The 24,243-nt window shown below is 49.3% G+C and carries 25 protein-coding genes and 2 other annotated features; of the genes, 4 read left to right on the plus strand and 21 right to left on the minus strand.

Translation table 11 applies throughout. The annotated features are described in order from the left end of the window. Position 1 precedes the first annotated feature (1 nt). The 8 genes from groES to BC351_RS24705 all read right to left on the minus strand — a co-directional run bounded on the left by groES (position 2) and on the right by BC351_RS24705 (position 5,422). Positions 2-283, minus strand: a complete 282-nt coding sequence (groES, locus tag BC351_RS24670; protein WP_028553854.1) for a co-chaperone GroES — start codon at positions 281-283, stop codon at positions 2-4. A gap of 229 nt (positions 284-512) precedes the next feature. Then, on the minus strand, positions 513-1,271 hold the full coding sequence (tatC, locus tag BC351_RS24675; RefSeq protein WP_079416008.1) for a twin-arginine translocase subunit TatC: 759 nt from the start codon (positions 1,269-1,271) through the stop codon (positions 513-515). A gap of 70 nt (positions 1,272-1,341) precedes the next feature. Further along, positions 1,342-1,734 carry a twin-arginine translocase TatA/TatE family subunit gene (locus BC351_RS43980; RefSeq protein ID WP_079416010.1) on the minus strand — a complete coding sequence of 131 codons (393 nt, stop codon included), beginning with the start codon at positions 1,732-1,734 and terminating at the stop codon, positions 1,342-1,344. Between the two features lie 104 nt (positions 1,735-1,838). Further along, on the minus strand, positions 1,839-2,837 hold the full coding sequence (locus BC351_RS24685) for a molybdopterin-binding protein (RefSeq protein WP_079416105.1): 999 nt from the start codon (positions 2,835-2,837) through the stop codon (positions 1,839-1,841). A gap of 14 nt (positions 2,838-2,851) precedes the next feature. Further along, complete coding sequence (locus BC351_RS24690) at positions 2,852-3,343, minus strand: MogA/MoaB family molybdenum cofactor biosynthesis protein (RefSeq protein WP_029197035.1); 492 nt, start codon at positions 3,341-3,343, stop codon at positions 2,852-2,854. 52 nt (positions 3,344-3,395) lie between these two features. Then, positions 3,396-3,884: a cyclic pyranopterin monophosphate synthase MoaC gene (gene moaC, locus BC351_RS24695; protein ID WP_079416012.1), complete on the minus strand. Its 489-nt coding sequence runs from the start codon at positions 3,882-3,884 to the stop codon at positions 3,396-3,398. A gap of 15 nt (positions 3,885-3,899) precedes the next feature. Further along, positions 3,900-4,529, minus strand: a complete 630-nt coding sequence (locus tag BC351_RS24700) for a 5-formyltetrahydrofolate cyclo-ligase (RefSeq protein WP_079416014.1) — start codon at positions 4,527-4,529, stop codon at positions 3,900-3,902. A gap of 65 nt (positions 4,530-4,594) precedes the next feature. Beyond that, positions 4,595-5,422, minus strand: coding sequence for an endonuclease/exonuclease/phosphatase family protein (locus BC351_RS24705; RefSeq protein ID WP_079416016.1), 828 nt, complete (start codon positions 5,420-5,422; stop codon positions 4,595-4,597). A 142-nt stretch (positions 5,423-5,564) separates the two neighbouring features. On the opposite strand from BC351_RS24705, the gene BC351_RS24710 reads away from it, so the two are divergent. Further along, positions 5,565-7,511, plus strand: coding sequence for an ABC-F family ATP-binding cassette domain-containing protein (locus BC351_RS24710; protein ID WP_079416018.1), 1,947 nt, complete (start codon positions 5,565-5,567; stop codon positions 7,509-7,511). Positions 7,512-7,547: 36 nt separating this feature from the next. On the opposite strand, the gene BC351_RS24715 is transcribed toward BC351_RS24710, so the two are convergent. The 9 genes from BC351_RS24715 to BC351_RS24755 form a co-directional block, all read right to left on the minus strand. Continuing rightward, complete coding sequence (locus tag BC351_RS24715) at positions 7,548-9,977, minus strand: hypothetical protein (RefSeq protein WP_079416020.1); 2,430 nt, start codon at positions 9,975-9,977, stop codon at positions 7,548-7,550. Positions 9,978-10,340: 363 nt separating this feature from the next. Further along, on the minus strand, positions 10,341-11,906 hold the full coding sequence (locus BC351_RS24720; protein WP_079416022.1) for a 2-isopropylmalate synthase: 1,566 nt from the start codon (positions 11,904-11,906) through the stop codon (positions 10,341-10,343). A 48-nt stretch (positions 11,907-11,954) separates the two neighbouring features. Further along, the gene (locus BC351_RS24725) at positions 11,955-12,767 is read right to left on the minus strand and encodes a class I SAM-dependent methyltransferase (RefSeq protein WP_079416024.1); all 813 of its coding nucleotides are present in this window, start codon (positions 12,765-12,767) and stop codon (positions 11,955-11,957) included. Positions 12,768-12,823: 56 nt separating this feature from the next. Continuing rightward, positions 12,824-13,092: a binding site (T-box leader), on the minus strand. Positions 13,093-13,142: 50 nt separating this feature from the next. Continuing rightward, positions 13,143-13,393, minus strand: a binding site (T-box leader). An 83-nt stretch (positions 13,394-13,476) separates the two neighbouring features. After that, positions 13,477-14,520, minus strand: a complete 1,044-nt coding sequence (tsaD, locus tag BC351_RS24730; protein WP_425270942.1) for a tRNA (adenosine(37)-N6)-threonylcarbamoyltransferase complex transferase subunit TsaD — start codon at positions 14,518-14,520, stop codon at positions 13,477-13,479. Positions 14,521-14,571: 51 nt separating this feature from the next. Then, complete coding sequence (rimI, locus tag BC351_RS24735; RefSeq protein ID WP_079416026.1) at positions 14,572-15,075, minus strand: ribosomal protein S18-alanine N-acetyltransferase; 504 nt, start codon at positions 15,073-15,075, stop codon at positions 14,572-14,574. Positions 15,076-15,078: 3 nt separating this feature from the next. Next, positions 15,079-15,933: a tRNA (adenosine(37)-N6)-threonylcarbamoyltransferase complex dimerization subunit type 1 TsaB gene (gene tsaB, locus BC351_RS24740; RefSeq protein WP_079416028.1), complete on the minus strand. Its 855-nt coding sequence runs from the start codon at positions 15,931-15,933 to the stop codon at positions 15,079-15,081. After that, entirely contained in the window at positions 15,930-16,421 is a 492-nt protein-coding gene (gene tsaE / locus BC351_RS24745; protein ID WP_079416030.1) for a tRNA (adenosine(37)-N6)-threonylcarbamoyltransferase complex ATPase subunit type 1 TsaE, read from the minus strand. Before tsaE ends, tsaB begins: the two co-directional genes overlap by 4 nt. 125 nt (positions 16,422-16,546) lie before the next feature. Continuing rightward, positions 16,547-16,729 carry an H-type small acid-soluble spore protein gene (locus tag BC351_RS24750; protein ID WP_079416032.1) on the minus strand — a complete coding sequence of 61 codons (183 nt, stop codon included), beginning with the start codon at positions 16,727-16,729 and terminating at the stop codon, positions 16,547-16,549. After that, a complete protein-coding gene (locus tag BC351_RS24755; protein WP_079416034.1) occupies positions 16,726-16,911 on the minus strand; it encodes a hypothetical protein in 186 nt (61 codons plus the stop codon). Before BC351_RS24755 ends, BC351_RS24750 begins: the two co-directional genes overlap by 4 nt. Positions 16,912-17,056: 145 nt before the next feature. Between BC351_RS24755 and ku the strand changes: the two genes are divergently transcribed. The 3 genes from ku to BC351_RS24770 all read left to right on the plus strand — a co-directional run bounded on the left by ku (position 17,057) and on the right by BC351_RS24770 (position 19,436). Beyond that, on the plus strand, positions 17,057-17,941 hold the full coding sequence (ku, locus tag BC351_RS24760; protein ID WP_079416036.1) for a non-homologous end joining protein Ku: 885 nt from the start codon (positions 17,057-17,059) through the stop codon (positions 17,939-17,941). A gap of 109 nt (positions 17,942-18,050) precedes the next feature. Further along, positions 18,051-18,995 (plus strand): ATP-dependent DNA ligase, encoded by a 945-nt coding sequence (locus BC351_RS24765; RefSeq protein ID WP_144028518.1) that lies wholly within the window; start codon positions 18,051-18,053, stop codon positions 18,993-18,995. Between the two features lie 33 nt (positions 18,996-19,028). Further along, entirely contained in the window at positions 19,029-19,436 is a 408-nt protein-coding gene (locus BC351_RS24770; protein ID WP_079416038.1) for a DUF6855 family protein, read from the plus strand. Positions 19,437-19,729: 293 nt separating this feature from the next. Here the strand turns inward: BC351_RS24770 and BC351_RS24780 are convergent, their stop codons facing one another. The 4 genes from BC351_RS24780 to BC351_RS24795 all read right to left on the minus strand — a co-directional run bounded on the left by BC351_RS24780 (position 19,730) and on the right by BC351_RS24795 (position 24,242). Continuing rightward, positions 19,730-20,890, minus strand: a complete 1,161-nt coding sequence (locus BC351_RS24780; protein ID WP_158082219.1) for an MFS transporter — start codon at positions 20,888-20,890, stop codon at positions 19,730-19,732. A gap of 123 nt (positions 20,891-21,013) precedes the next feature. Beyond that, the gene (locus BC351_RS24785) at positions 21,014-22,333 is read right to left on the minus strand and encodes a 6-phospho-beta-glucosidase (RefSeq protein WP_079416043.1); all 1,320 of its coding nucleotides are present in this window, start codon (positions 22,331-22,333) and stop codon (positions 21,014-21,016) included. After that, positions 22,330-23,322 (minus strand): N-acetylglucosamine kinase, encoded by a 993-nt coding sequence (locus tag BC351_RS24790; RefSeq protein ID WP_079416045.1) that lies wholly within the window; start codon positions 23,320-23,322, stop codon positions 22,330-22,332. Before BC351_RS24790 ends, BC351_RS24785 begins: the two co-directional genes overlap by 4 nt. After that, positions 23,319-24,242, minus strand: coding sequence for a carbohydrate ABC transporter permease (locus BC351_RS24795; protein WP_079416047.1), 924 nt, complete (start codon positions 24,240-24,242; stop codon positions 23,319-23,321). Before BC351_RS24795 ends, BC351_RS24790 begins: the two co-directional genes overlap by 4 nt. Position 24,243: the final 1 nt, after the last annotated feature.

The following is a 24,243-nucleotide window of genomic DNA, read 5'->3' on the forward strand; positions in this document are numbered from 1 at the left end:
ATTAGGCTAATACAGCGAGAATGTCGCTTTCGCGCAAGATCAACAGTTCGCGGCCTTCGTATTTCACTTCAGTTCCAGCGTATTTGGAGAAAATGATGCGGTCGCCTTCGCTTACTTCAAGCGGAACACGAACGCCATCTTTCAACGCGCCAGCGCCTACGGCTACAACTTTACCTTCTTGTGGTTTTTCTTTCGCTGTATCTGGCAGCACGATACCACTTGCTGTAGTCTCCTCTTTCGCAACGGCTTCAATGATTACTCGATCACCTAACGGTCTGATCATGGAAAAATAGCCTCCTTTAGAAAATTGGTAATGGGTGTTGTTTGGTTATTAGCACTCGAATGTGTTTAGTGCTAACAACAACTCTTATGATACTCATTCTGGACGCAATTTGCAAGTCCTTTTACACATTTTTCAAACTTTCGGACACCCCCCTCATTCTACCCAAATGAAAAACAAATATTCGCGCAACATAGAAAAACAGCCTGCACCTAAGTGGCAGACTGTTTTCTTATTTGGGACCAAATTCCTGCGCCCACTCGGCATCTTTAATCAGCTGCTTGCGGTAGATGAACCCTGACATAAATACGCTGAATTCATACAGCACAATGAGCGGCAAAGAAACTAAAATCGCGGATATCGCATCCGGCGGTGTAATAACGGTAGATAAAATAACGAGCAGCATGTACGCATATCTTCTGAATTTATGCAGACGTTTCGGGTTCAAAAGGCGGATTTTGGTCAGGAACATCACGACAATCGGCATCTCAAACACGATCGCGAGCGGCAGAATGATATTAAACATGAATGTAAAATATTGCGCAGCACCGTACATCTCTGTGATATCAAGACTCCGGCTAATAGATGAAGTAAAGTAAAAAGCCATCGGAAAAACAACCCAATACCCGAATGATAGCCCAACGAGAAAAAGCAAAAAGGCATAAGGAATGTAGACGATCGAGGCTTTCTGCTCAACTTCACGCAGTCCCGGCTTCACGAATGCCCAGATATGATACAGAATAACCGGCAAGGTAATTAGAATACCCACCGCCAGGCCGAAATTCATATATAAGCGCAGGGCATCCCACGGGGAAAATACATTCCAACTGATCGTGTTGGCGGGCGGAATATTTTTCATGTACTTAATGATTGGTTTGGCAGAGATCAGCCCGCCAACCATCCCGATCACCAAGACGACCAGAATCCACAAGATACGCTTGCGGAGCTCGCCGAGATGTTCGACGAGTGACATTTCTTCGTTCGTTGTCATATTTCACCAACCTGAGCAAGTAGAATGAGCCTGAAGGGCTGTAGCACTTGGTATGCTAATAAGAAACCGGCTAATCGGGCAAACGCCGTGTTTGGCTCGGTCTTGCGGACGCTGCCGCAGGTGCGACTGCCGCAGGTGCTTGTGTGCCTTCATCAGAGGCCGCACCTTGTGCAGGAGTGGAGGAGATAAACTCCACAGCCGGCTTCGAAGATGCCACTGCTTCAGCAGGCTTCGTTTCCGTGGCTGAGTTGGGAGCCGCTGCTTGCGGAGACGGTGAATCTGCTGGATTGGATGCAGCAGGCGCTTGGGGTTCATCATTCAGCAGCGCATGAGCACCCTTCTTGAAATCTCTCACCGTTTTCCCGAGCATACGCCCAATTTCGGGCAGCTTCTGCGGGCCAAATAAAACGAGGGCAACGATAGCTATCAATAAGAGCTCGGTAAAACCGATATTTTGGAACATGACTTCATCTCCATCATTTGTTGCGACATCAACTCAAACTATTTAAACGAAACTAACCGTCTGCTCTCGTATCCTGAAACAGGAGGGAACTGCGTCCCTCTATGTTAACACTGATAAAAGCCGCCGTACCCCATCTCCGTAATATCGCTGCGGAGTATCGTTTCGCCTGCGCAAATGCGCGGCAGCAGCACATCAAAAGAGGTGTACGGGTCGTGCATCACGCAACCCGGCAAGCCCATAATCGGCACATCGCCCAGATAGGCGATCATCAGCATCGAGCCCGGCAGCATCGGCGTGCCGTAGCTGACCACACGGGCGCCGGCCTGCTTGATCGCGCCTGGCGTGCGGTCGTCCGGGTCCACGGACATGCCGCCCGTGACCAGAACCAGATCCACGCCCAGCGCAAGCAGCGCGTGGATCTCTCCCACAATCGCTTCGCTATCATCGAGTGCGAAGCGTTGGTCTACAACCTCGGAGCCGAGCTGCGCGACCTTCTCTTTCACAATCGGGCCGAATTTATCCTGGATTCGGCCCTTGAAGACCTCGCTGCCCGTCGTAATCACACCAACGCGGAGCTTGCGAAATGGCTTCACCTCAAGCAAGGTGAAGCCCTCCTCACGGCGAGCGGCAGCCAAGCGCTCGACCTCCACAACCTTCGCTTCGTCCACAATCAGCGGGATTACCCGCGTGCCGACTAACGAAGCGCCTGCCTGAACGACCGTGTTGCTGCGAATTGTCGACAACACGACCTCATCAATAGCGTTCACTGCGTCAACGAACGCTTTGTCGATCTTGGCCAAGCCGTGAATCTCCGATTTCACGTTGACTTTGCCTTCATGCGGCTCCGTCAGCCTGAGGCTGCTATCGCCGGCAATAGCCTTCGCCAAGCGCTGCGCAGCTTCGTCCTCATGGAGATAGCCAGGCTGCAGCTCCATGGCATAAATATGCTCCTTGCCGATGCTCAGCAAGGCAGGGATGTCAGCTTCGGTCACTTGATGTCCTTTGCGAAACAAGCGCCCTTTGAACTCACCGGGCAGGATTTGGGTAAGATCATGGGGCAGAATCATGCCGATGGCATCCTCAACCTTGACCTCACGCAGCATGGATTCGTGTCTGCTCACCCATGATCACCTTCTTTGCCTGTGAGAATTCCCAGAGCATGCGGAAGCTGATCGATGATCGCCATCAGGTTCTCCTGCACGCCTTTGGGGCTGCCTGGCAAATTAATAATAAGCGTACGCCCGCGAATGCCGGATACGGCTCTGGACAGCATCGCTTTCCGCGTCTTCTGCATGGAAATCATCCGCATCGCTTCCGCAAAGCCCGGAGCAACCCGATCAATGACATTGAGCGTTGCTTCCGGCGTTACATCACGCGGAGCCAATCCCGTACCGCCCGTGGTCAAAATTAAATCTGCCTGATAATAATCCGTCATTTCTATCAATGAAGCCATAATTTCATCCATCTCATCCGGAACAACCCGGTATTCGATGATTTCGCCTTGAATTTCTTCTTCAATCAGCTCGCGGATTACCTGAGCGCTTGTGTCTTCTCGTTCTCCTCGGTAACCGCGGTCACTGGCTGTCAAAATCGCAACTTTCCAGTGCATCCTTCGTCACCTCTCCCTTGTTTCACTGAATGAGATACCGATCGCGTCACGTTCAACTTTCTTCTAGGTGAAAATCCCCATTTTTCCCGCCTGTTTTGAGAACTAGCCTTGTAGAGCTAATCTGCATGCCCTTCTCTACGGCTTTGCACATGTCGTAAACCGTCAGCGATGCTGCAGATACGGCTGTTAAAGCCTCCATTTCAACGCCTGTGGGTCCCGTTGTCTTCACTGTTGCTTCTATGTATAATTCATCGTTGCCATTGTCCGTGAACTGAATATCAATACCCGTTAATGCAATGGGATGGCACATTGGGATCCAGTCTGACGTTTTTTTGGCGGCCATAATGCCAGCCACCTGCGCTACGGCGAGAACATCGCCTTTTTTCATTTTACCCTGCTTAATTAAATCCAGCGTCTCACGCTGCATGATTAACGTAGAACGCGCCGTAGCTGTTCGCTTCGTCTCGGTTTTATCCGAAATATCCACCATACGAGCTCGTCCCTGTTCATTAAAATGGGTCAACGGAGAGGAATCGGACAAATCACTCACCTCGTCTTATGATTCTGTTTTGAAAACTATTTTGCTTTCGGTGACAATGCCGTCTACGCGAAAATCATGCCAGGAGGAAGGCACCCCGGGGATCAATTGCTTATCAAAAGCGGCTGCAACCGCAAAAGGTCGCTTCAGTCCGCGCGCAGCAAATAGTTGCATAAAGCGATCATAGAAACCACCGCCATAACCTAGTCGTCCGAAATCCATGTCGAAAGCAAGCCCCGGTACCAATATCATAGAAATGGTGGACAAATCGTGCTCAATCGACACATCATTTCGCGGTTCGCGAATCCCCCAAGCGCCGCTCTCCAGATCCTCATAGCTGTCTATGACATGCAAATTCATTGTTTTCGACTCTGCTACAACCTTCGGCACCAGCACACGAATTCCCTGCTGCCAGCACCACTCCATTAGTGGAGCGACATCCAGCTCGGATCGAAATGGCATATAGGTCATAATGGTCGGCGGAACCGGCGATTCCTGCCACCCATGGTTAAGAAGCCTGTCTGAACAGAGCTTCGTCATTCGTTCATGAATGCGCTGCTGCTTCTCTTCTCGCTCCCCAGATACGATGGAGGCGCGTATTTCTTCCATTTCTTTGCGTAACTCTATCTTCCGCTCTCGGATGTTCATACTAGCTTCAGCCCTTCCCTAACGAGGAGTGGTTTCCCCCATTTTAACATAAACAAGGAAAAAAACTATACTCGTACCCGAGACCCCAGTGGAATGAGCGTTATTACAGGAGAATGATCCGAATAAATCGTCGGAATGGCCTGTGCTGAACCGAAATAGGTCCGATTTGTGAACACATAATCGATCCTTTTTCCATCTGTAAATGTCGCCTTCATTGTCTGACTCAACGGGATGTCACTCAGTTGCATGTTGTCCATTTTATCCTTAAAAGCATCTAATTCCATATTAAAATCGCCAGTCAGAACTAGCGGTACCTCTGTGTCTGCCAGCAGCTCCGAAATGCGGGCAAGCTGTACGTTGCGATCTTCCTCGGAAAGTCCCAAGTGGGTTGTAGCTACCTGAATATGTTCTGAGCCCACTTGTAATTGCGCGGTAAGAAGACTTCTGGTTTCTTTGGCGCCTGGAAGAAGCTCGTAGCTGCTGTTTTCAATCGGATATCGGCTCAAAATAGCATTGCCATATTGGCCTATTGGATAGGTTAAACTAGGAGCAAACCGCATCTGCATGCCCAGCAGCTCAGCCAACGCTTTGGCTTGATCGACGAAACCGCTCCGCAATCGGAAACGATCCACCTCCTGCAGCGCGATGACATCCGCATGTTCCTGTCCAAGGAGCTCAGCAATCCGCTCTAGATTCACTTTACCATCTAAACCTTCGCCATGGTGAATATTAAACGTTATTATCGTCAAGCCTGCTGAAGATGCCTTTTGGAGGGATACGGGCAGCACCGTGCTGGTTGGCATGCTTTTGATAGAAGAGCTGGACAGTCCCAGCAGCAGTAGGAAAAGCAAGGTGAAGCAGCTTACATATCTAGTATGCCTCAAAAGTCCCATTCGCTCATCCCCATCCTATCCGAATCGATGCAAAATTAAGCATACGATGCGCTGCAGCATGGTGTATACTAGTGAATTGATGGGATTTATAGCAGGTGGCTTGGAACGAGTTCTTTCATTAATAAGCAGGAGGTAGCTTCAGATGCTATTGCAGGTTTCGAACATTTCCAAAAATTACGGGGTACGTTCCGTACTCTCCAATATAACGCTTCAAATCGAAGATCGGGAACGAATTGGTTTAGTCGGCGTGAATGGGGCCGGTAAATCGACTCTGCTTCAAATCATTGCCGGCGAAATGTCCTATGACAGCGGCGATCTTTTCAAAGCAAAGGAAACCAAGATCGGTTATTTAAAACAAAACAGCGGACTGCAAACCGATAAATCCATTTGGAATGAACTCCTGAGCGTGTTCAGTTCCTTACTGGAGACGGAGCGAGAACTGCGCGAGCTGGAAGCCATCATGGCTGACCCTGATCTGATATCGGATGACAAAAAATACGAAAGCACGATGAACCGTTACGCTTTGCGTTCCGAATGGTTTCGCGAGCAAGGCGGCTTTGAAATCGAAGCGAAAATCCGCGGCATTCTGCACGGCATGGGATTCGGCCAATTTTCTCCCGATACCCTCGTTCAAACGCTTAGCGGCGGTCAGAAGACACGGCTAGCTTTGGCCAAAATGCTTCTTGAAGAGCCCGATCTGCTTATGCTCGATGAGCCGACCAACCACTTGGATATTCCGACGCTAACTTGGCTGGAGGGTTATTTGCGGGGTTACCCAGGCGCTATTCTGGTTGTGTCACATGACCGCTTTTTCCTGGATGCCTTAGTTACTTCCATTTATGAAATTGAGCGCAATGCTTCCAAACGGTACACCGGCAACTATTCTAGATTTATTGAAATCAAAGAAGCCAATTATGAAATCGAAATGAAGCAGTTTGAAAAGCAGCAGGAAGAAATTTCGAAGCTGGAGGATTTCGTGCAGCGCAACATTGTGCGTGCCTCAACGACGAAGAGAGCGCAAAGCCGCCGTAAGCAGCTGGAAAAAATGGATCGATTGGATAAGCCGATGGGGGATTTGAAGCGGGCTTCATTTTCTTTTGAAATTGCCCAAACGTCCGGCAAAGAAGTGCTGCAAGTCGATCGTTTGGCACTTTCCTATGACGGCAAAAAGCGGCTGCTCGACGGCGTCTCCTTCCAGCTGCGCCGTTCCGAAACGGCCGCGCTTATCGGACCCAACGGTGTCGGCAAATCCACATTGTTAAAAACCTTAATCGGTCAACACAAGCAAGATGCAGGCACATTCAAATGGGGCTCTGGCGTCACCATCGGATATTACGATCAAGAGCAAACCGGCTTAACCCCCTCGAACAGTGTACTGGAGGAAGTGTGGAACACGTATCCGCATTTAGAGGAAGCTCGCATTCGCACTGTGCTGGGGAACTTTCTGTTCAGCGGCGAAGACGTATTCAAGAAAGTCGCAGCCTTAAGCGGCGGCGAAAAAGCGCGTGTCGCACTAGCGAAGCTAATGCTGCAGAAAGCGAACGTTCTAATTCTCGATGAGCCTACCAACCATCTGGATTTGTATAGCAAAGAGGTGCTGGAATCAGCCTTAATGGATTATGAGGGCACCCTGCTTTTCATCTCCCATGACCGCTACTTCCTGAATAAAATGGCTGAAAGCATGCTGGATTTGCAAAAAGACGGGCTCATCAGCTATCTGGGCAACTATGACGATTATCTGGAGAAAAAGGCCGAGCTTGCCGAAATGGAAACGAAACGTCTAGCCAAAGAGGCCGAGAAAAAAGCCTCCAGCGGCTCCGCCGCCGCCAAAAGCGAACCTGCCAGCGGCAGTGGATACGAAGCAGACAAGCTCGCTAAGCGTGAAGAACGCAGCCGCCAGCGCAAGCTGGAACAGCTGGAGCAGGACATCGCCCGACTGGAAGACGAAGTCTCTGCCCTGGAAGCGGAGCTTGCTGACCCAGAAGTATACAACAACTACGTCCTTGTGCAAGAGAAGACTGCCGCGGTAGAACAGCGGAAGAGCTCGCTGGCCGCGATTTATGAGGAGTGGGAGACTTTGTTGGCTTGATTGGGTACGTATGTACGTATACTCAATTGCTGCTACTTAAGGCTGTGAAACAGCCTTATTGCTGCTGGATATGAGGATACCCGTCTCTATCTCCGCCTCCAGCTCCTGCAAGCGCAGGAGCAGCATCGGCACCGCGACGAAAATGATCATCGTCGCTGCTGCAACAATGCCGGAGTCATTCAGCAGCAGCGCTGCGATGGCTCCGATCATATTCGCTGAGAACCCGTACATCCAGTACGGGTTTTTGCTTTGCCATACGCGGAGTCGGCCGCGAGGACGCAGCACCAGCACGGCCATCACGAAAAGACTCGTGATGAGGACCTTGCTCCACACGGATGCCCGCAGCAGGTGCACATTCATCCGCAGCTTGCGCTCGATCAGATGTCCGATCTGATCGAGCTGCCCGGCGCGCAGCGCGTGGAACGCGCGCCCAACATGGCTCTCCCGCGCTGCAGCCGCGGGAGAATCAGCGCTGTTGAGCAGCCACAGCGCCCCAAACCCAAGCGCGAGCAGCACCGTCAGCAGGGCAGCGCCCCTGCCTAAGCGCAGCTCGCGCCAGCGATCGCCGGCGAAGCAGTGCACGCCGGCTACGCCGAAGGCGACCGCGGCGCTCAACGCGCCGCCCGCGTTCGCGCCAAGTGACGGTGCCGCCAGGCAGCCCGTCACAAGCAAGAAGCACGCGATCGGCGCAGCCGCGCGCGCAGTCACAGCTCCAAGCCCGCTGCCGCGCAGCGTGGGCCGAACAGCATCATGACGGCGCTGCAAAGCCGCCGTCACCGCAAGCACAAGGGCGCCAATCAACACGCCCATGTATTCATTCCCGATGCCATAGTAGCGGGCGCCAATCATCGGGTCATAGCCCAGCAGCGAATATTTCATCGCATGCGAGCCCGTGCAGACATCCACCATGAGCACCCCAGCCGTGCCATAGGCAAGCCAGATCATGCCTGAGGATAGCGGCCATTTTGCCAGAAGAACAGAACAAAGCAAACAGCCCGCGATGAAAAGAACGATCATCCATAAGATCGCACCTTCTATCCCCAGTGCATTCGTCAAAGGAAGCACCCACAGGCCCAAAAGCAGCATAACAACTGGTGCTACAAGTAGAGAGTAGAGAAACATATGCACGATTTTTCGCCCAGGCATGGCACCACCTTTCCACTCCTCAGCTCGCAGTGAATCTGCCGCCTTTTTTTTCATCCATAAGACATACAGCAAACTGGCAAGTAAAACAACCATTTCGCAAGTCACAAAAGGATACAAAAGCAGAGGGCGGCTCCGATAAATCGTCTGCATACTGCTGAGCTCCTTCTCAAGTCCTGCCAGAGCATTCACTTCTCTCGTAGTAGATAAAGGAATCCCATTAAGCCCAGACGGAAGCGGGATATTAAATTCATCAATCAGCGTACTTGTAAAATCGGCTGCCGTAACTACACCCGGTCTGCGCGTTGAATCCGAAACAAGAATTCCCGCTTGAGAATCCACGGTGTAGTGAAGGAGTGGTGACAAATACGCTTTGCTTTTAGCCGCTTCACTATGCACCTCTGGCGAGAAAATCCAAATACTTTCCCGATCTGTCATTCTGGCTATCCGCTGACCAAGCCACTCGTCCATCTCTTTTAAAATTTGCCCCTTCAGCTCGTCGAATCGGGCTTCAGAATAATGGGCCTTATCCAGATAAAGTCTATTCAGATCAGCCAGTTCAATAAGTTGAAGGTTTGGTTTCTCACTTTTGCCCCCTAATTCAAGCAATTGTGCATAAGCGGTAGCTACGCCATAAGGTCTATCCACAGCTGAGGTCATGATTTCATTTCCGATAAATCCGCTATCCACAAAACCATCTGAATCCATGAGCATCATCGGACTGTATCGCCGTGTTTTATCCTCATCTATCGACGTTCTCTTGCTCCAATCACTGTTTCCGATGACAGAACGATGAATGCCATATTCCTTCAATAAACTGCCAAGCAGGCCAGGTCCGTAGTTCAGCTTCCTGTTCAGATGCTGCAGCCTGACTATATCGGGTACAATCAGCAAATCCGCTTCGCTTCTAGGACTGACTTCTCCCGTATTCTCGCCAACATAGCGCTTTCTTACATCCAATATGGAAGCCCCCCTCCAGCTTTCCTTGGCTGCAAAAGCCTGCACGTCCGCAATGCCCACCGATGGTTCACCCGCACCTAAAGAGAGATACACATCGCGCATCCCTCGATTCGCTGTTCGTATATTCATGGCTCCAACCCCTCCTTTCTCCGTCACTTGACGAAAATGAGGCAGCTTCGCCAGTTGCTCTGATCGCAGCTCTAGAAAAGAGAGGCTAGGTATCGAAACTACCGTCACCTGCTTGGATTGATCTTGTTTGTGGATGGCTGGCTCATTTTGAGCCCCAATTCCCTCCGCGCTTGTGGACAACTCCAATAAAATAGTCAAGATACCCACAATGCAGGTTATTTTCTTAAGTTGCATGCGTTAATCTCCATCGTTTTTGCTTTTAGCATTTTCCAGCAAGCATAAAAGTATCCACCGACGGATTGTTCCGACAATTTAAGAAGGTTTATCTAGAGCCCCTATTTCTTATCCACATCGTTATCCACAAAAAAAGAGAGGCAAAAACCGCCCCCCTCTGCACTTCTCTATTGTTTTCCACATACTTATCCACATTGTCCACAAAAAATTGTGAAAAAGTTATTCTTTTCTTTCACCCTCTGAAACCGTTGGCAAATCTGCTTTTCCACTAGTTATGCACATTATCCACAGGGCATGTGTATAACCTTGCTCACAAGCTGTGTATATATCTAAGTTTTCTTACAATTTAACATGCAGCTTTGTTTAAGAAGCTGTCGTTGTCTCCGTTGTTTCTGCCGGCTGCCTTTGCATCCGAATGGCTTGATTGCAAGCCGAGATAAAAGCTTTCGCCACAGCAACAAGGACATCCTGGTCAATACCCGTATTTTTGTACGTTTGGCCGCCCACCGAGATGGTTACTTCTGCTTCCCCGGTTGCTTTTTCACCTGTGGATAACGAATGAAGCTCTAGATCGGAGAAATCCACTTCCATTGGAATCGCTTGGCGCAGACTTTGCACGATCGCTTCAATCGGACCTTCTCCAGTCCCGGAAAACGCTTTTTCTACACCTGTCTGATTGTCCCTAACGGAAACGGAAGCAACTCGCTCACTATCACTATTGGAAACAAGCTGTACATGGACCAGCGAGAATGGCTCCATTTGCCCATCTACGGTTGAACCCACAAGTTCCATCAGTTGATCATCTGTCACCATTTTTTGCTCGTCTGCTTTCTCTTTGAAACGGGTGTACAGGCTTTCCAGCTCTTCTCCTGTCAGCTCGATCCCGAACTGGCCTACGCGATGCTTCAGGGCATGACGGCCTGAATGTTTGCCAAGAATGATCATTGAACGCGGAATGCCCAGCTTCTCTGGATCCATAATTTCATAAGTGTTGCGGTTTTTCAGCAGTCCGTCTTGGTGGATGCCTGCTTCATGCTGGAACGCATTGCGACCGACAATTGGCTTGTTATAAGCAATCGGGAAACCCATGATGCGGCTGATCATTTTGGACGTGTTAAAAATCTCGCTAGGCACAATGCCTGTTTCTACGCCCATCGTATGTTTGCGAGTCTCAATCGCCATAACCAACTCTTCAAGCGAGCAGTTTCCAGCACGTTCCCCTACACCGTTCACCGTGACTTCGACATGTGTGACCCCGGCTGCAATGGCAGCGAGACTGTTCGCAACTGCTAGACCAAGGTCATTGTGGCAATGCGCACTGTATTCGACCGTATCGCCGCCTCTGACACTTTGACGCACTCTGCGGAACATCGCTCCGTATTCTTCCGGCAGGGCATAACCTACAGTATCCGGGATATTCAGGATCGTAGCTCCTTCCGCAATGACCGCTTCCAGCACTTCAAAGAGGAATTCATCCCCCGTCCGCGTTGCATCCATCGGTGAGAATTCGATACGATCGACGAATTGCTTGGCATAACCAACCATCGAACGAGCCATCTCGACCACTTGCTGACGGGATTTGCGCAGCTGGAAATCCAGATGGATATCCGACGAGGATAGGAACATGTGAATTCGGCGTGAGGCTGCGTCTTCGGTCGCTTTGACCGCCGCATCGATATCTGCCTTCATTGCTCTTGCGAAGCCGCAAATTTCTACCGTATGCAGCTCGCGTGAGATTTGCTGAACCGCTTGGAAATCTCCTGGACTCGAGATCGGGAAACCCGGCTCAATGGTATCTACGCCCATTTTGGCCAGCTGTCTCGCGATGCGAATTTTCTCTTCCGGGTACAGGGATGCGCCAGGTGCTTGCTCACCATCTCTCAGTGTCGTGTCAAAAATGCGAATGCGTCGATTATTGTTAGTTTCCATTGTTATTTCCTCCTTAGATTTGGGGCCAGTGGTCTGGCTAAAGTTTGGTTACAGCTTTCTGCCGATATACATCAAATGGGAGGATACGCCTAACACATATGGACTTTCAGCCATCGCATAAATCGTATCCAGCATTTCATTGAATTCTTCTTCTCCCTGAGCTCGCCAGTAGTCGAATTGCTCTGACTTGAAAGCTCCCGCTATGCTTGAAGAGCCAATTAGCTTAAGACTTTGGAAGCCGTGGGACTCCATAAAAGGCTTTATTTCATCAATTTCATAGAAATAAGCGCCGGTGAATCTGCCTTCGTCTGCATGATTAAATGTACCGGTTTGAGCGAATGCTTTAATCGCGTTCATCTTGTCATTCGGCTTCCAATGCTGAGGGGCTGCGAGGGAAGTCATGATATGTCTTATCCTTGTCATGAATGCGACGAAGATGAAGCCGCCGCTTTTGGTGACGCGATGCAGTTCACGCACGGCAGACTCGCGATCTTCTTGTTTTTGCAAATGGTATAACGGTCCCAGCATCAACGAGGCATCGAATTGCTCGTCATCCAATATGTCCAAATTCCGGGCATCTGCGGTGTGGAAGCCGTTGAACTGGGCGGCAAGGTTTAATTCGCTCATTTTGACAGAGGCCATTTCTACGAGCTTGGGCGTAAGGTCCGTTAACGTAACCTCATACCCGCACTGAGCTAAAGCAGCGGCATATTTGCCAGGGCCTGCTCCATTGTCTAAAATATGCCCTTGCTGCGGCAGAAAGCTTCTGATGTAGTGCCAGTTGACCATAAATTCAACAGGCTCTCTGTCGAGACGTCCCCATTCATCAAATCTGCTGTAGTATTGGATCACTTCATCCATTGGCGCTTCCCCCCTCAAGTCGATTCGCAAACGACAAAAAGACCCGTCATCTCCACATAAGAGACGACGGGTCTTCACCCAGCGCGGTACCACTCTTGTTGACTCCGAGTCACGGAGCCCACCTCAGATGCAGTCAGCAAGCTTGCTGCCAACTGCATCACCTGATCACGGAGGTCATCCGTTCCTCCCTAACAGCTTCGTATCTCTGCTGCTCAGGAGGACCGCTTCCAAGCGAGTTCAGGGATTTCACGGTCTGCGTCGCATCAACCCGCAGCTTTCTGTACCGATCAAATGAGCCCTTACTACTCTTGTTCATTGCGTTTATGTTATATTTTGTTCGTTTCAGAACAACCAAAAAAGCCTGCCATCTCTTATATAAGAGACGACAGGCTTGAACCTACCGTGGTACCACTCTAATTGATCCGAGCTGCTACACTCGAAACCACTCATGTCCCTGATCACGGGGGTCAACCGTCAAGACCTACTTGGGTGCTGGATCCTTGGCATCCTTATCAGCCTTACCGCTCCCGGGCGAGTTCAGGTTCTGTTTCGTCTGTGCTTTCACCAAGCGCACAGCTCTCTGAGCGAAACTGTTCATCCTTACTATTCCCGTTCGTTGCGTTTGAAAGTATTGATTGTGATTATAATATGCCATTTTGGCAAAGTCAATACCGTTATCTGAAAATTTATTTAATGGCTTTTCCTGCTCCTACCACTCTTCAAGCTTGAGCTGCGGCTCGGCTTTCAGCTCCATCGAGTCGAACTCCTGCTTGTCCCACTTGAGGAAAGCGGCTGCGCCTATCATCGCAGCGTTGTCCGTGCAGAGGCCCAGCGGCGGCACCAGCAGCGGCACATTCAGCTCCTCGCAGCGCTCGGCCAGCCTGCTGCGCAGCCCTTTGTTCGCGGCCACACCGCCCGCGAGCAGCAGCTGCTTCGCGCCGTATTCCCGCACGGCGCGACTAGCCTTCTCCACAAGCACGTCGATGACGGAGGCTTGGAAGCCCTTGGCAATCTGCGCGACTTGAACGGCCTCGCCGCGCATCTTGCTTTGGTTGACGACATTCAGCACAGCGGATTTCAAGCCGCTGAAGCTGAAGTCGTAGGAGTCTGCCTCGAGCCAGGAGCGAGGCAGCTTGATTTCGGACTCGGCTTCCTGTGCCAGCCGATCTACGTGCGGTCCGCCCGGGTAAGGCAGGCCCATGGCCCGGGCGATTTTGTCGTAGGCCTCGCCAGCCGCATCATCGCGTGTACGCCCGATGATGCGGAACTGGCCCGGCCCTTCCATGAGAATCAACTCGGTGTGTCCACCAGACACCACGAGCGAGATCAACGGATACTCGAGCTCATGCACCAGTTGATTCGCATATATATGTCCCGCGATATGGTGAACACCGATCAGCGGGAGGTCCAGCGCGCAGGCAAGCGCTTTGCCTGCGACGACACCGACTAACAGGGCCCCAATCAAACCCGGCCCTTCTGTTACGGCAATCGCAGACAGCTCCTGCAGCGAAATGCCTGCTTCTTGAACGGCTTCCTCGAGCATCCATGTGATAGACTCCACATGCTTGCGGGAAGCTACCTCTGGCACAACGCCGCCATAGCGTTGATGGGTTTCGATTTGGCTGGAAATCACGTTGGAGCGAATGATTTTACCATTTTCGACTATCGCCACAGAGGTTTCGTCACAGCTGGTTTCGATGGCCAAAATATAAACCGGCTTGCTGGTGTATCTTTCTCCCGTATGTTCTGACAAATCTATCTGTTGTTCGTTATCTTTGGTCACATTCTTCACCTGCTGAAAGCCTCACTCACCGAGACTATCCTTTCTTCGCTTAGGCAAATCCACCCACATAATGACAGCATCCTCGCGGTTATCCGTATAATAACCTCTTCGTACGCCTACAGAGCGGAAGCCGACTTTTTCATACAAATTTTGCGCTACATAATTCGAGGCACGGACTTCAAGCGTCATACGAATTGCGCCTAGGAAAGCGGCTGTTTTCATCAATTCCCGCATTAAACGCTCACCCAGCTTGCGCCCTCTAAAAGTACTCCGGACAGCAATATTCGTGACATGCGCTTCATCCATAATGAGCCACATGCCGCCATAACCGGCGACCTCGCCTTCAATGTCCATAATCATATAATGAGCGAATTGGTTGTTGGTCAATTCGTTCTCGAAAGCACCTTTCGTCCAAGGTGTCGTGAATGCTTCTTGTTCAATTTCGCAAATAAAAGGAATGTCCGCCATCTGCATGGAACGGAACACCATCGCATTCTCCATTGTCTGTGGCTGACGCTGCTCCATGAATCAATGATCCCCTTTCTTCGTTACAATACCAGCTAACAAATTAGCCTCTGCTTCCGGAAGTCTCGTGTAATTGGGCACAAACGTATGCACCTCGGCCTTCTCTCCTTGAAGCAACCGCGGATAGGCAAGAAGACCAATGTAATGAGCTTCAATGCCATAGGTCCGTTGATTGACCAGGCCCTGCCACTCTTGCGCGAATTGATCAAGCTCAGCGGTAAATCCTTCTACCTCGCCGACAAAAAGGATTTCCTTCGGTTTCTTCCCTTCTTCAGCATCAGCAATTAAAGATAAGATTTGTGCCGTCCAAGGACCAATCACGCGAATACCGTCTGGCAATACTTCTCGCCAAGTTGTGGAGAGCGCATCCTCATCCGTTACCGGAGAAGCATCTTCGAAGGCGTAGACGGCTGTGAAAGCTTGCCTGCGCCTGCCATCCAAGAGCGGAACCACCCACGTGGTGCCACGACCGCTTTTATCTTCATGTGGAGCCTTAATTTCACTGAGGTCTCGCGCTTTCACAGCACCACCAAGTGCAATAGCTTCCAAACTGGATACTCCGATCAAATCGAGACCTAGCGACCATGCAAAGGTTTTGGCTACTGATACCGCAATACGAACTCCTGTATAGGAGCCAGGGCCTTGTCCTACAGCGATTGCTTGCAGATCCTTAGGTTTAAGATTCAGCTTAGCTAATAATTCTTGAATGTGAGGGATCAGCCCAATGGAATGATTGCGTTCCGCATAAGAGCTAACCTCGCCCAGCAGTTTTCCATTATCCAAAATAGCTACTGTCATTGCAGAGGAAGAGGTATCGATGGCTAAGCATCGTCCTATTGATTGTGTCCGTTCAGTCATTGTAAATGTCCGTTCTCCTTCATTTGTACACACCAGCTCTGATACGGGTCTCCGTGTGGAGTCAGGTGAAATACTCTGGTTTGATCCCCTTGTAGGGCAATCGTGATAGCAAGGCGGGCGGGCGGCAGCAAATCTTCGATTAAGCTTGACCATTCGATCAGCGAAACACCCGCTCCATAGAAGTAATCTTCCAATCCGAGCTCATCCGCTTCCTCTTGGGAAATGCGATACATATCCATATGGTAGAAGGGAAGCCCCGTTCCCTCGTATTCTTTAATGATTGTAAAGGTGGGTGAATTCACAGTATCGGCAATGCCCATCGCTCTGGCGAAGCCTTGTGAAAATCTGGTTTTCCCCGCTCCCAAATCGCCGTCCAGCGTTAGAACTGCACCAGGCAATAAGAATTCCGCCAGCCATTCTCCCAACTGATCGGTATCTCCCTCGTGCCTTGATACATAGGTAAATGTGGATTGAGTCAGTGATCTCATCCCTTTCTTTCCGTTTGCGCGTGCTGCTCCTATTATAGTCCCCGCAGCAAGGCAACAGCAACTCTGTCATGAAAAAAAGCCCGCCCCGATATGTCATCGGAGCAGGCTTATCGTTCTTCGGAAGACTAGTGAACCTCTTCTAATTCTTGCACGGTCACTAATCTCGCATCAGCGGGGTTTTCTTCCGCATGCACTTTGGCAACGGCTTTGCTTGAATCCACACTGTCAATCCAGACAGGCACACCATTCAGCTCAACCGTTATCTTCTCATCAGCCGCTAAAATTTCTTGCGCACGGTGGACGTTCATGGCTCATCCAGTACGGATTCCGGATGATCCATCGTATCCGTCGTAGAGGACTCAATTAATCCATTGTGCATAGTGACGTTGCCGCCGCCAAGACCTTCGTTAATCATGCGGTCAATATCCATGAAATAATCTTCTTTCCCTTGATGATTCGTATCTTGTGTGGTATTTGAATCTTGCGCCATCCGTGAATCCCTCCTATGCGTCATCAACTTTCTGCTTTAACGTACCCAGCCGAGTGTCAGTCCATTCTCTTAATCCACTGCCGTATAAAGGAAACAAATCAAGAGAATACTAGTACAATCAAGGTTTCTGGGGAGGAAAATCAGCATGCATACGGTTTGGAAAGGCGCCATTAGTTTCGGGCTTGTTCATGTGCCTGTGAAAATGTTTTCAGCTACGGAAGATAAGGATATCTCCATGCGCTACATCCACAAAACTTGCATTACCCCTCTATCCTATGTTCGGAAATGCCAAACTTGCGAAAAAGAAGTAGAGTGGGACGAAATTTCCAAAGGCTATGAATACGAGCCAGGACGCTTCGTTCTATTTGAAAAAGATGAATTAGAAACGATATCTGGAGAAGCGAACAAGGAGATCAAGATTCTAGATTTCGTCAACTTGACGGACATTGATCCTGTCTATTTTCAAAAAACCTACTACCTGGGACCTGGAGATACGGGAGCGGGCGCCTACAATCTGCTGTTGGATTCCATGCGGCAAACGGGCAAAATCGGCATTGCCAAGGTCTCTATCCGCTCCAAAAGCTCACTCGCCGCCATTCGTGTTATTGAAAACTGCCTCGCTATGGAAACCATCTTTTATCCAGACGAGATACGCCCGATTTCCCAAGTTCCGAATCTTCCGGACAAAGTGACCGTGAACGAACGTGAGATGGAAATGGCCAAGATGCTGATCAACCAGCTCTCCACTCCTTTTGAACCAGAAAAATACAAAGATGAGTACCGCGGACGTCTCCTGGAAGCCATCGAGCATAAGGTCGCTGGAGAAGAAATCCAATCGGCGCCTGCGCTGCAGAAAACGAGCGTCATCGACCTTATGGCCGCGCTTCAAGCCAGTCTGGACGCCACAAAGTCAGCGGATGGCCAAGAGGATCGCAAAGTCACGCTCGAGCAGGATGCCACTGTGAGCGAGGTTAAGAAGCCCAAGGCGAAGACGACCAGAGCCAAAAAAGTCAAAGAACCGGCGACTTGACTGACACAAGAAAACATAGACAAAGCGCTAATTCTTGTATGCCAAGGACTAGCGCTTTTCCTTTCATTTTGGACTATTCCCCTATGAACACAAGCAGGAGGTGCTGATTTTGGATTTTATGCCTATAACGCCATTCGAACCCATCAGTACGGACGAATTGCCATCGGGTGGCGAGTGGACGGGCCAAATCAAGTGGGATGGCGTGAGAATGTTACTATACTTTGACGGCCAAATGACCAAGCTTATTAATCGCAGGAGAAATGAAAGAACGCTGCAGTATCCCGAACTAACGCAGCCTCAGCTTTTTTGCTCAGCCGATTCTATTATTCTCGATGGAGAGATTATTGCGCTCTCGGACGGAAAGCCCTCATTTTACGAAATTATGAGACGGGACAGCGCTCGAAAATCAAGCACAATTGCCCAAGCTTCACAGCAAGTTGCGATTACCTATATGATTTTTGACATCCTCTATTTGAACGATAAATGGCTCACAGATCTTCCGCTTAAGGAAAGACAAGCTGCCCTTCAGGATGTGATCAAACCCAGTCCCCATGTACAATTGGTCACGAATCACACTGATATCGAGGGACTTTACAAAGTTGTTCTCGCCCATGAACTAGAAGGTATTGTCATCAAAGACCTCAACAGCAATTACTTGATCAATGGCAAGGATAAGCGTTGGCAAAAGAAAAAGATTTTTAAAGATCTGTTTGCCGTCGTTGGGGGAGTCACTTATCGGGGGCAAATTGTGAACTCTCTTTTATTAGGCCTGTATGATGAGTTCGAACAATTATGGTATATTGGTCATGCGGGTACTGGCAAACTCACTGTGAAAGACTGGCAGCAGCTCACCCGTAGCATTCAGGATATGGGGACTGCAGATCGACCTTTCAGGAATACACCGGATCGAGAAAAAGAAGCCGTTTGGATTGAACCTCAGATCGTTGTTAAAGTGAGTTATTTGGAATGGACACCCAATAGAACGTTGAGACACCCTAGTATTCAAGCCTTCATGGATGTCTCGCCACAAGATTGCCATATGAATCAAACTTGATTCCATCATCCACACACATAAAGGAGTAATCAGATGACGACAGAAATGGGTACCAAAGAGAATCCATGGAAATTAAAGACGCCTCCGCAAACTTCAGAGTACGAAATGTACAAGGATGAAAAAGACGGAAAAGCCATTCTCGTTTGTACCGTAGGGAAAACCGTCTTGCACTATGACTATCGCTGCATCGAGGATCTATCCACTATGCTTAAGCAGCACGGAGATTGGATCGAACTCGGAAGCGCGGATGAGCAGAAGCCTGCCAAAGAAGGCACAGTTGAGAACTGGGGACGCTCTACCGAGAATCCGGTTGGCGGATGGTACGGTTTGAAAAAAGGGCTGCGCGGCCGATTCGGAATGTACATCCCTCCATTGATGGAAGAACTGAAATTGGCGGAAGTTGAGCATAATCCGAGAAATAATCGCATGAGAGCCATCTAGGCTCCATACCCGAAAAGAAGGTGGACTCGTGTCCGCCTTCTTTTTTACGATTTTAACGTTGCCCGGTGCCAGCGGACATGACCCCTTTTCCTTTCGAAAAGGAACTGAGATCCCTTATTTGACTCAAAATCAGCTATTTGCTGCTGAAAGGGAAGTAGGTTCCCTTATTGCACCTCTCAAGGGTGAAATTCCTGCAAATTGGACAACTTAGCGTACCCCAGTTCCGCCTGACTAGCCAACTAGCTGGTTTGGGGATAAATAGAGGAATATAGTTCCCTCTGAGGGGGTTCAAACTAGCTATTCTGCAGGTGATGATGTCTAATCGAGCGACTGGACATTTTATAAGAAATGATGAATAGCACGGCTGCCGTGATGCACAGCACAAACAATATGAAATACAGGAACGGCGCGCCCATGTGGTCGATCAAGATGCCTCCGAAGGCGCTGCCAATAATTCCGCCTAGGCCTGTTGTAATTGCCGCAAATACGGTTTGGAAGGTAGCTTGTGTCTCGTCCTTGGAATAGCTTTTCACCATTTCCACAGTCGCACTAGCGAAGAATGCGTAGGCTGTTCCGTCTAGGAGCTGGGAAGCCAGCACTAGATATACGTCGTGGGTGAATGCGAGTGTCAAGCATTTGACCGCGTAGCAAGCAGCTGCCATACAGAGCACAGGCAGGCGACCGATCTTGCTATTCAGCTTGGCAGATACCCAGAACATCGGTACTTCAATAATGGCCGCTATCGCATAGGTGGTGCCGATCCAGGCTTTATTAAAGCCCATCGTTTTAAAATAGATCGGAAGAAATGAAAAGTTGATAGCAATCGACAAATTCACCAGCAAGCAAATCCCAATAAAACGCAGGAAACGCTTATTGCTTATCACCTGTTTGGCCTGATCGAACATGGACAATTTATGTTCAGAGCCCTTGATTTTGGGAAAAAGAAACAAAACAGCTAGGACGCCTGCATTGATGAACAAAAAGTAGAAAAAGATGCTCCCATAACCTGTCCGCTCGTAAATAATCCCCGTGACAAAACTAGCCAGCGAGAAGCTTAGAGCCCCCCAAAGTCGAATACTGCCAAACGAAAAACCTGCTATGCTGCCAATTTCTACAGCGAGCGAATCGCTTAATGAGCTAGTTGACGATTGAAACCACGGGAAGAGAACAGAGAAGATTAATAAGGCAAAGTAGGCATCAAAGAAATAGAAGCCAAATGCCAGAATAGGCGACAGGAGGGTACATAGCATCAATATTTGCCTGCGATCGTTCAGACGGTCATTCAACATCCCCATGATGGGCTGAGCAATGACACTCGTTAAGGCCCAAAGAGATAGAAGCAGCCCGATTAAGGTGGAGCTTATTCCCTTTTCACTTAAATAAAGGCTAAGGTACGGCATTAGCGCAGCTTGCCCCAAATAATAAAGAAAATAGTAGGACGCAAGACTTTTCACACACGAATCCCCTTTCAAGCTCCAATACAGCAGGCGCACGCTACTGTTATTAACAGGAACCTGCGCCTACTAAATCTTATTCTTTTCCCCTTACATTGGCAAATTGTTGCTTAGCCTATCTCTTTAGGCTTGATTAAATTGCGGCAAAAAAGCTTTGTTCTCAGCAAGTATTTCATCCAGCAAAGGTTTCGCAATATCGACAGAGCCTACCAGAGGATGAATCGTCAGCGCCTGCAGGGCAGCGTTGTAGTCGCCTTTTACAGCCGCTTCGACAGCCAGCTCTTCGTATGCTTTCACGATTTGCAGAAGGCCTCTAATCTTCGGATTCATCGGCGTTGTAATCTGTACCGGTTTCGGACCGTCCGAACTGATCACACAGTTTACTTCGATGGAAGCATCGTCTGGCAAGCTTGGAATCGTGCCGTTATTTCTAACGTTTACAATTTGAACGTCTTTCTTGTTGTTGTACATCGAGGAGATCAAATTGAGCGCTGCTTCGGAGTAATAAGCACCTCCGCGCTGCTCTAACTGCTTAGGCTTAACCGCAAGCTCGGGATCTTTGTACAGCTCAAACAGCTCGGTTTCCACTTTTTTGACGATTTCCGCTCTAGTTCCCTTAGTAGCGACTTCTTCCAGCTGCTTCTTAAGCATTTTTTCTTTCATGTAGAAATAGCGGTGGTAGCCGCATGGAAGAGCGCCGAGCGACTGGATGAACTCTTGATCCCAAGAGAATCCCGGGATATTTTGCATCGTAAATTTGCTTTCCCCTGATGCTTTGAACAAAATATCGTCTGTACGGTCTTCCCCATCGACGAAAATTTTGGTCGTCCAGTTCAAATGATTGATACCGACCATTTCGATATCGATCTTGGAGACATCCACTTCCATCAGGCTGGCAATTTGCATTTTGGTTTCGATTGGCAGATTGCATAGCCCGACTGTACGCACGTTGGAGTACTTCAATACCGCTTCGGTCACCATGCCGGCCGGATTCGTAAAGTTGACCAGGAACGCGTTGGGCGCAAGTTCTTCCATATCTTTGCAAATATCCAGAATGACTGGAATGGTACGCAAGCCTTTGGCAAAGCCGCCTGCACCTGTTGTTTCTTGACCGATACAATTATATTTAAGCGGAATCCGTTCATCGCGGCCCCGCGCTTCCAAGAGGCCTACACGCATTTGTGTCGTTACGAAATCGGCATCGCGAATTGCCTCGCGACGATCAAACGTGAGGTGCAGATTAATCGGCACGTTCGCCTTTTCCAGCATCCGCTTCGCCAGATTACCTACGATTTCAAGCTTCTCTCGCCCTGCTTCGATGTCAACTAAGTACAAATCTTTTACTGGCAGTTCCTCATAACGCTTAATAAACCCTTCAATTAATTCTGGGGTATATGAGGACCCTCCGCCAATAACTGCTATTTTCAAATGTGGTTTTTTCATTGTTCATATCCTCCATTTACACTAAATTGCCGGTGCGTCTCTTCTGTCGTTGGAATCTGCAAATGGTCCATGGCTAGCAGAATCGAGCCATACACCGGCGCCATCTCCGGAATAATCAATTCAACGCTCGGATTCTCAAGCTCCAAAGTTTTCCGTAATTCTTCAAGAAGATAAGGACTGCGCCCCTTCTGAATGACACTGCCAACAAGCACGATAGGTATGGTTTGATCCTCTAAACCGCCAAGCTTGCGTATAACGGCATTTCCCGTAATGCCCAGCTCTTGACCTGCTTCTTTCAGCAAGCGAATAGCGAGCAAATCCCCTTCATCCGCTGCTTCATGCAAGGCGATTGTTAATCTACCTTCCCGAATTTGATAGATTTCACGATCTAAGAAATCATCAATGAGAGCTTCCATGGTAGGGAAGCCGAAGTATTGAAGCAGCTTTTGCGGCAAAATCGAGGGAATTTCTCGACCCTCCCACGACCTGACAGCCGCTCTGAACATCGTCGTTGCCATATAGTTCCCTCCGAGATTGTCGCCGAACAAGTAACCGACTCCTCCGACCTGAACCGTCACACCAGCTTCATTCCGACCAGCCGCATTCGTCCCGCTGCCGCAGATGAGCACGACACCGACATTGCGAACACTGCCAGTTCGCAGTCCCTCCATCGTATCCGACACCAAATCCCAGGGTGCCAAAGGAATTTGCGAGATGGCCTGACGCACAATTTTGTAATCCCGCTCTCGGTCTAACCCTGCCAAGCCATATTGAGTAAACGCAATATCGGAATAAGTCAACTTCGCCGCTTGCAGCGCTAAATCAATCGACTCCTTGATATGCATGGCAGCTTTATCGATGCCGATCACTTGATGATTGCATGACCCGGATATACCGCTGCCGACTTTGTCGCCATGGCTATTCACAATGACCGCATATGTTTTGGAACCACCGCCATCGACACCGAGAATATAGGTATCGCCGCTCATTCTTTCACACCTCCGGCCGTTACGCCTCCGATAATGTATTTGTACAGGAACAACGAAATAATGACGGGAGGCAATGAAGCTAGGAATCCTCCTGCTGTCATAGCACCCCAATCAATGCTGTGCTTGCCGACAAATTCAGCGATCATGACTGGCAATGTTTTGGACGCATAGGTTTGGGTGAAAGCATTCGCAAAAAGGAATTCATCCCAAGCATTCAAAAAGGCAAAAATAGCTGTCGCCGCAATCCCCGGCATGGATAATGGCAAAATAATGCGAAACATCGTGCGAAGTCTATTGCAGCCGTCCACATAAGAGGCCTCTTCCAGCTCCTTGGGGATCGTCTGAAAATATCCAGCTAGAAGCCATACGACGTAAGGCAAGCTGAACGATGTATAAGAGAAAACCAAAGCCCAGACAGAATCAAGCAGCGGCGGCGTTTGGAATAAGACAATTCCGGTGAAGGGAATGTCGATCTTAATACCATCGCGAATGATGATGTAAAGCGGCGTAATAATACTAATGGATGGCATGATTTGCACAGCCAATACAACGAACAATCCCGTTTTGCGAAACGGAAATTTAATGCGAGAGAACGCGTATGCCGCAAATACACCGACGAAGATAGAGATCAACGTAACCAGCACGGATACGACAACGCTGTTTTTTAACGCACTGGCAAATACAGCCGCATTGCTGCCTGTGAGCAAGCCGATATAGTTTTTCAACGTTGGCGCATGCGGGAAAATATGCCCATTGATAAGTTCAATTTCTAGGGACAACGAGGATGAGAACAAGTATACGAAAGGGCCGAGCGTACAAATCGTCAATATAATCAAGCCAAGCCATAAATAAAACGGCGAAAATAAATCGGTACTGGAGGCCTTGAACAACTGCTTCCATTTCTTATTTTTCGGTTGCATG

Origin of the sequence: Paenibacillus ferrarius (assembly GCF_002027705.1) — a bacterium.
Taxonomy (GTDB): domain Bacteria; phylum Bacillota; class Bacilli; order Paenibacillales; family NBRC-103111; genus Paenibacillus_E; species Paenibacillus_E ferrarius.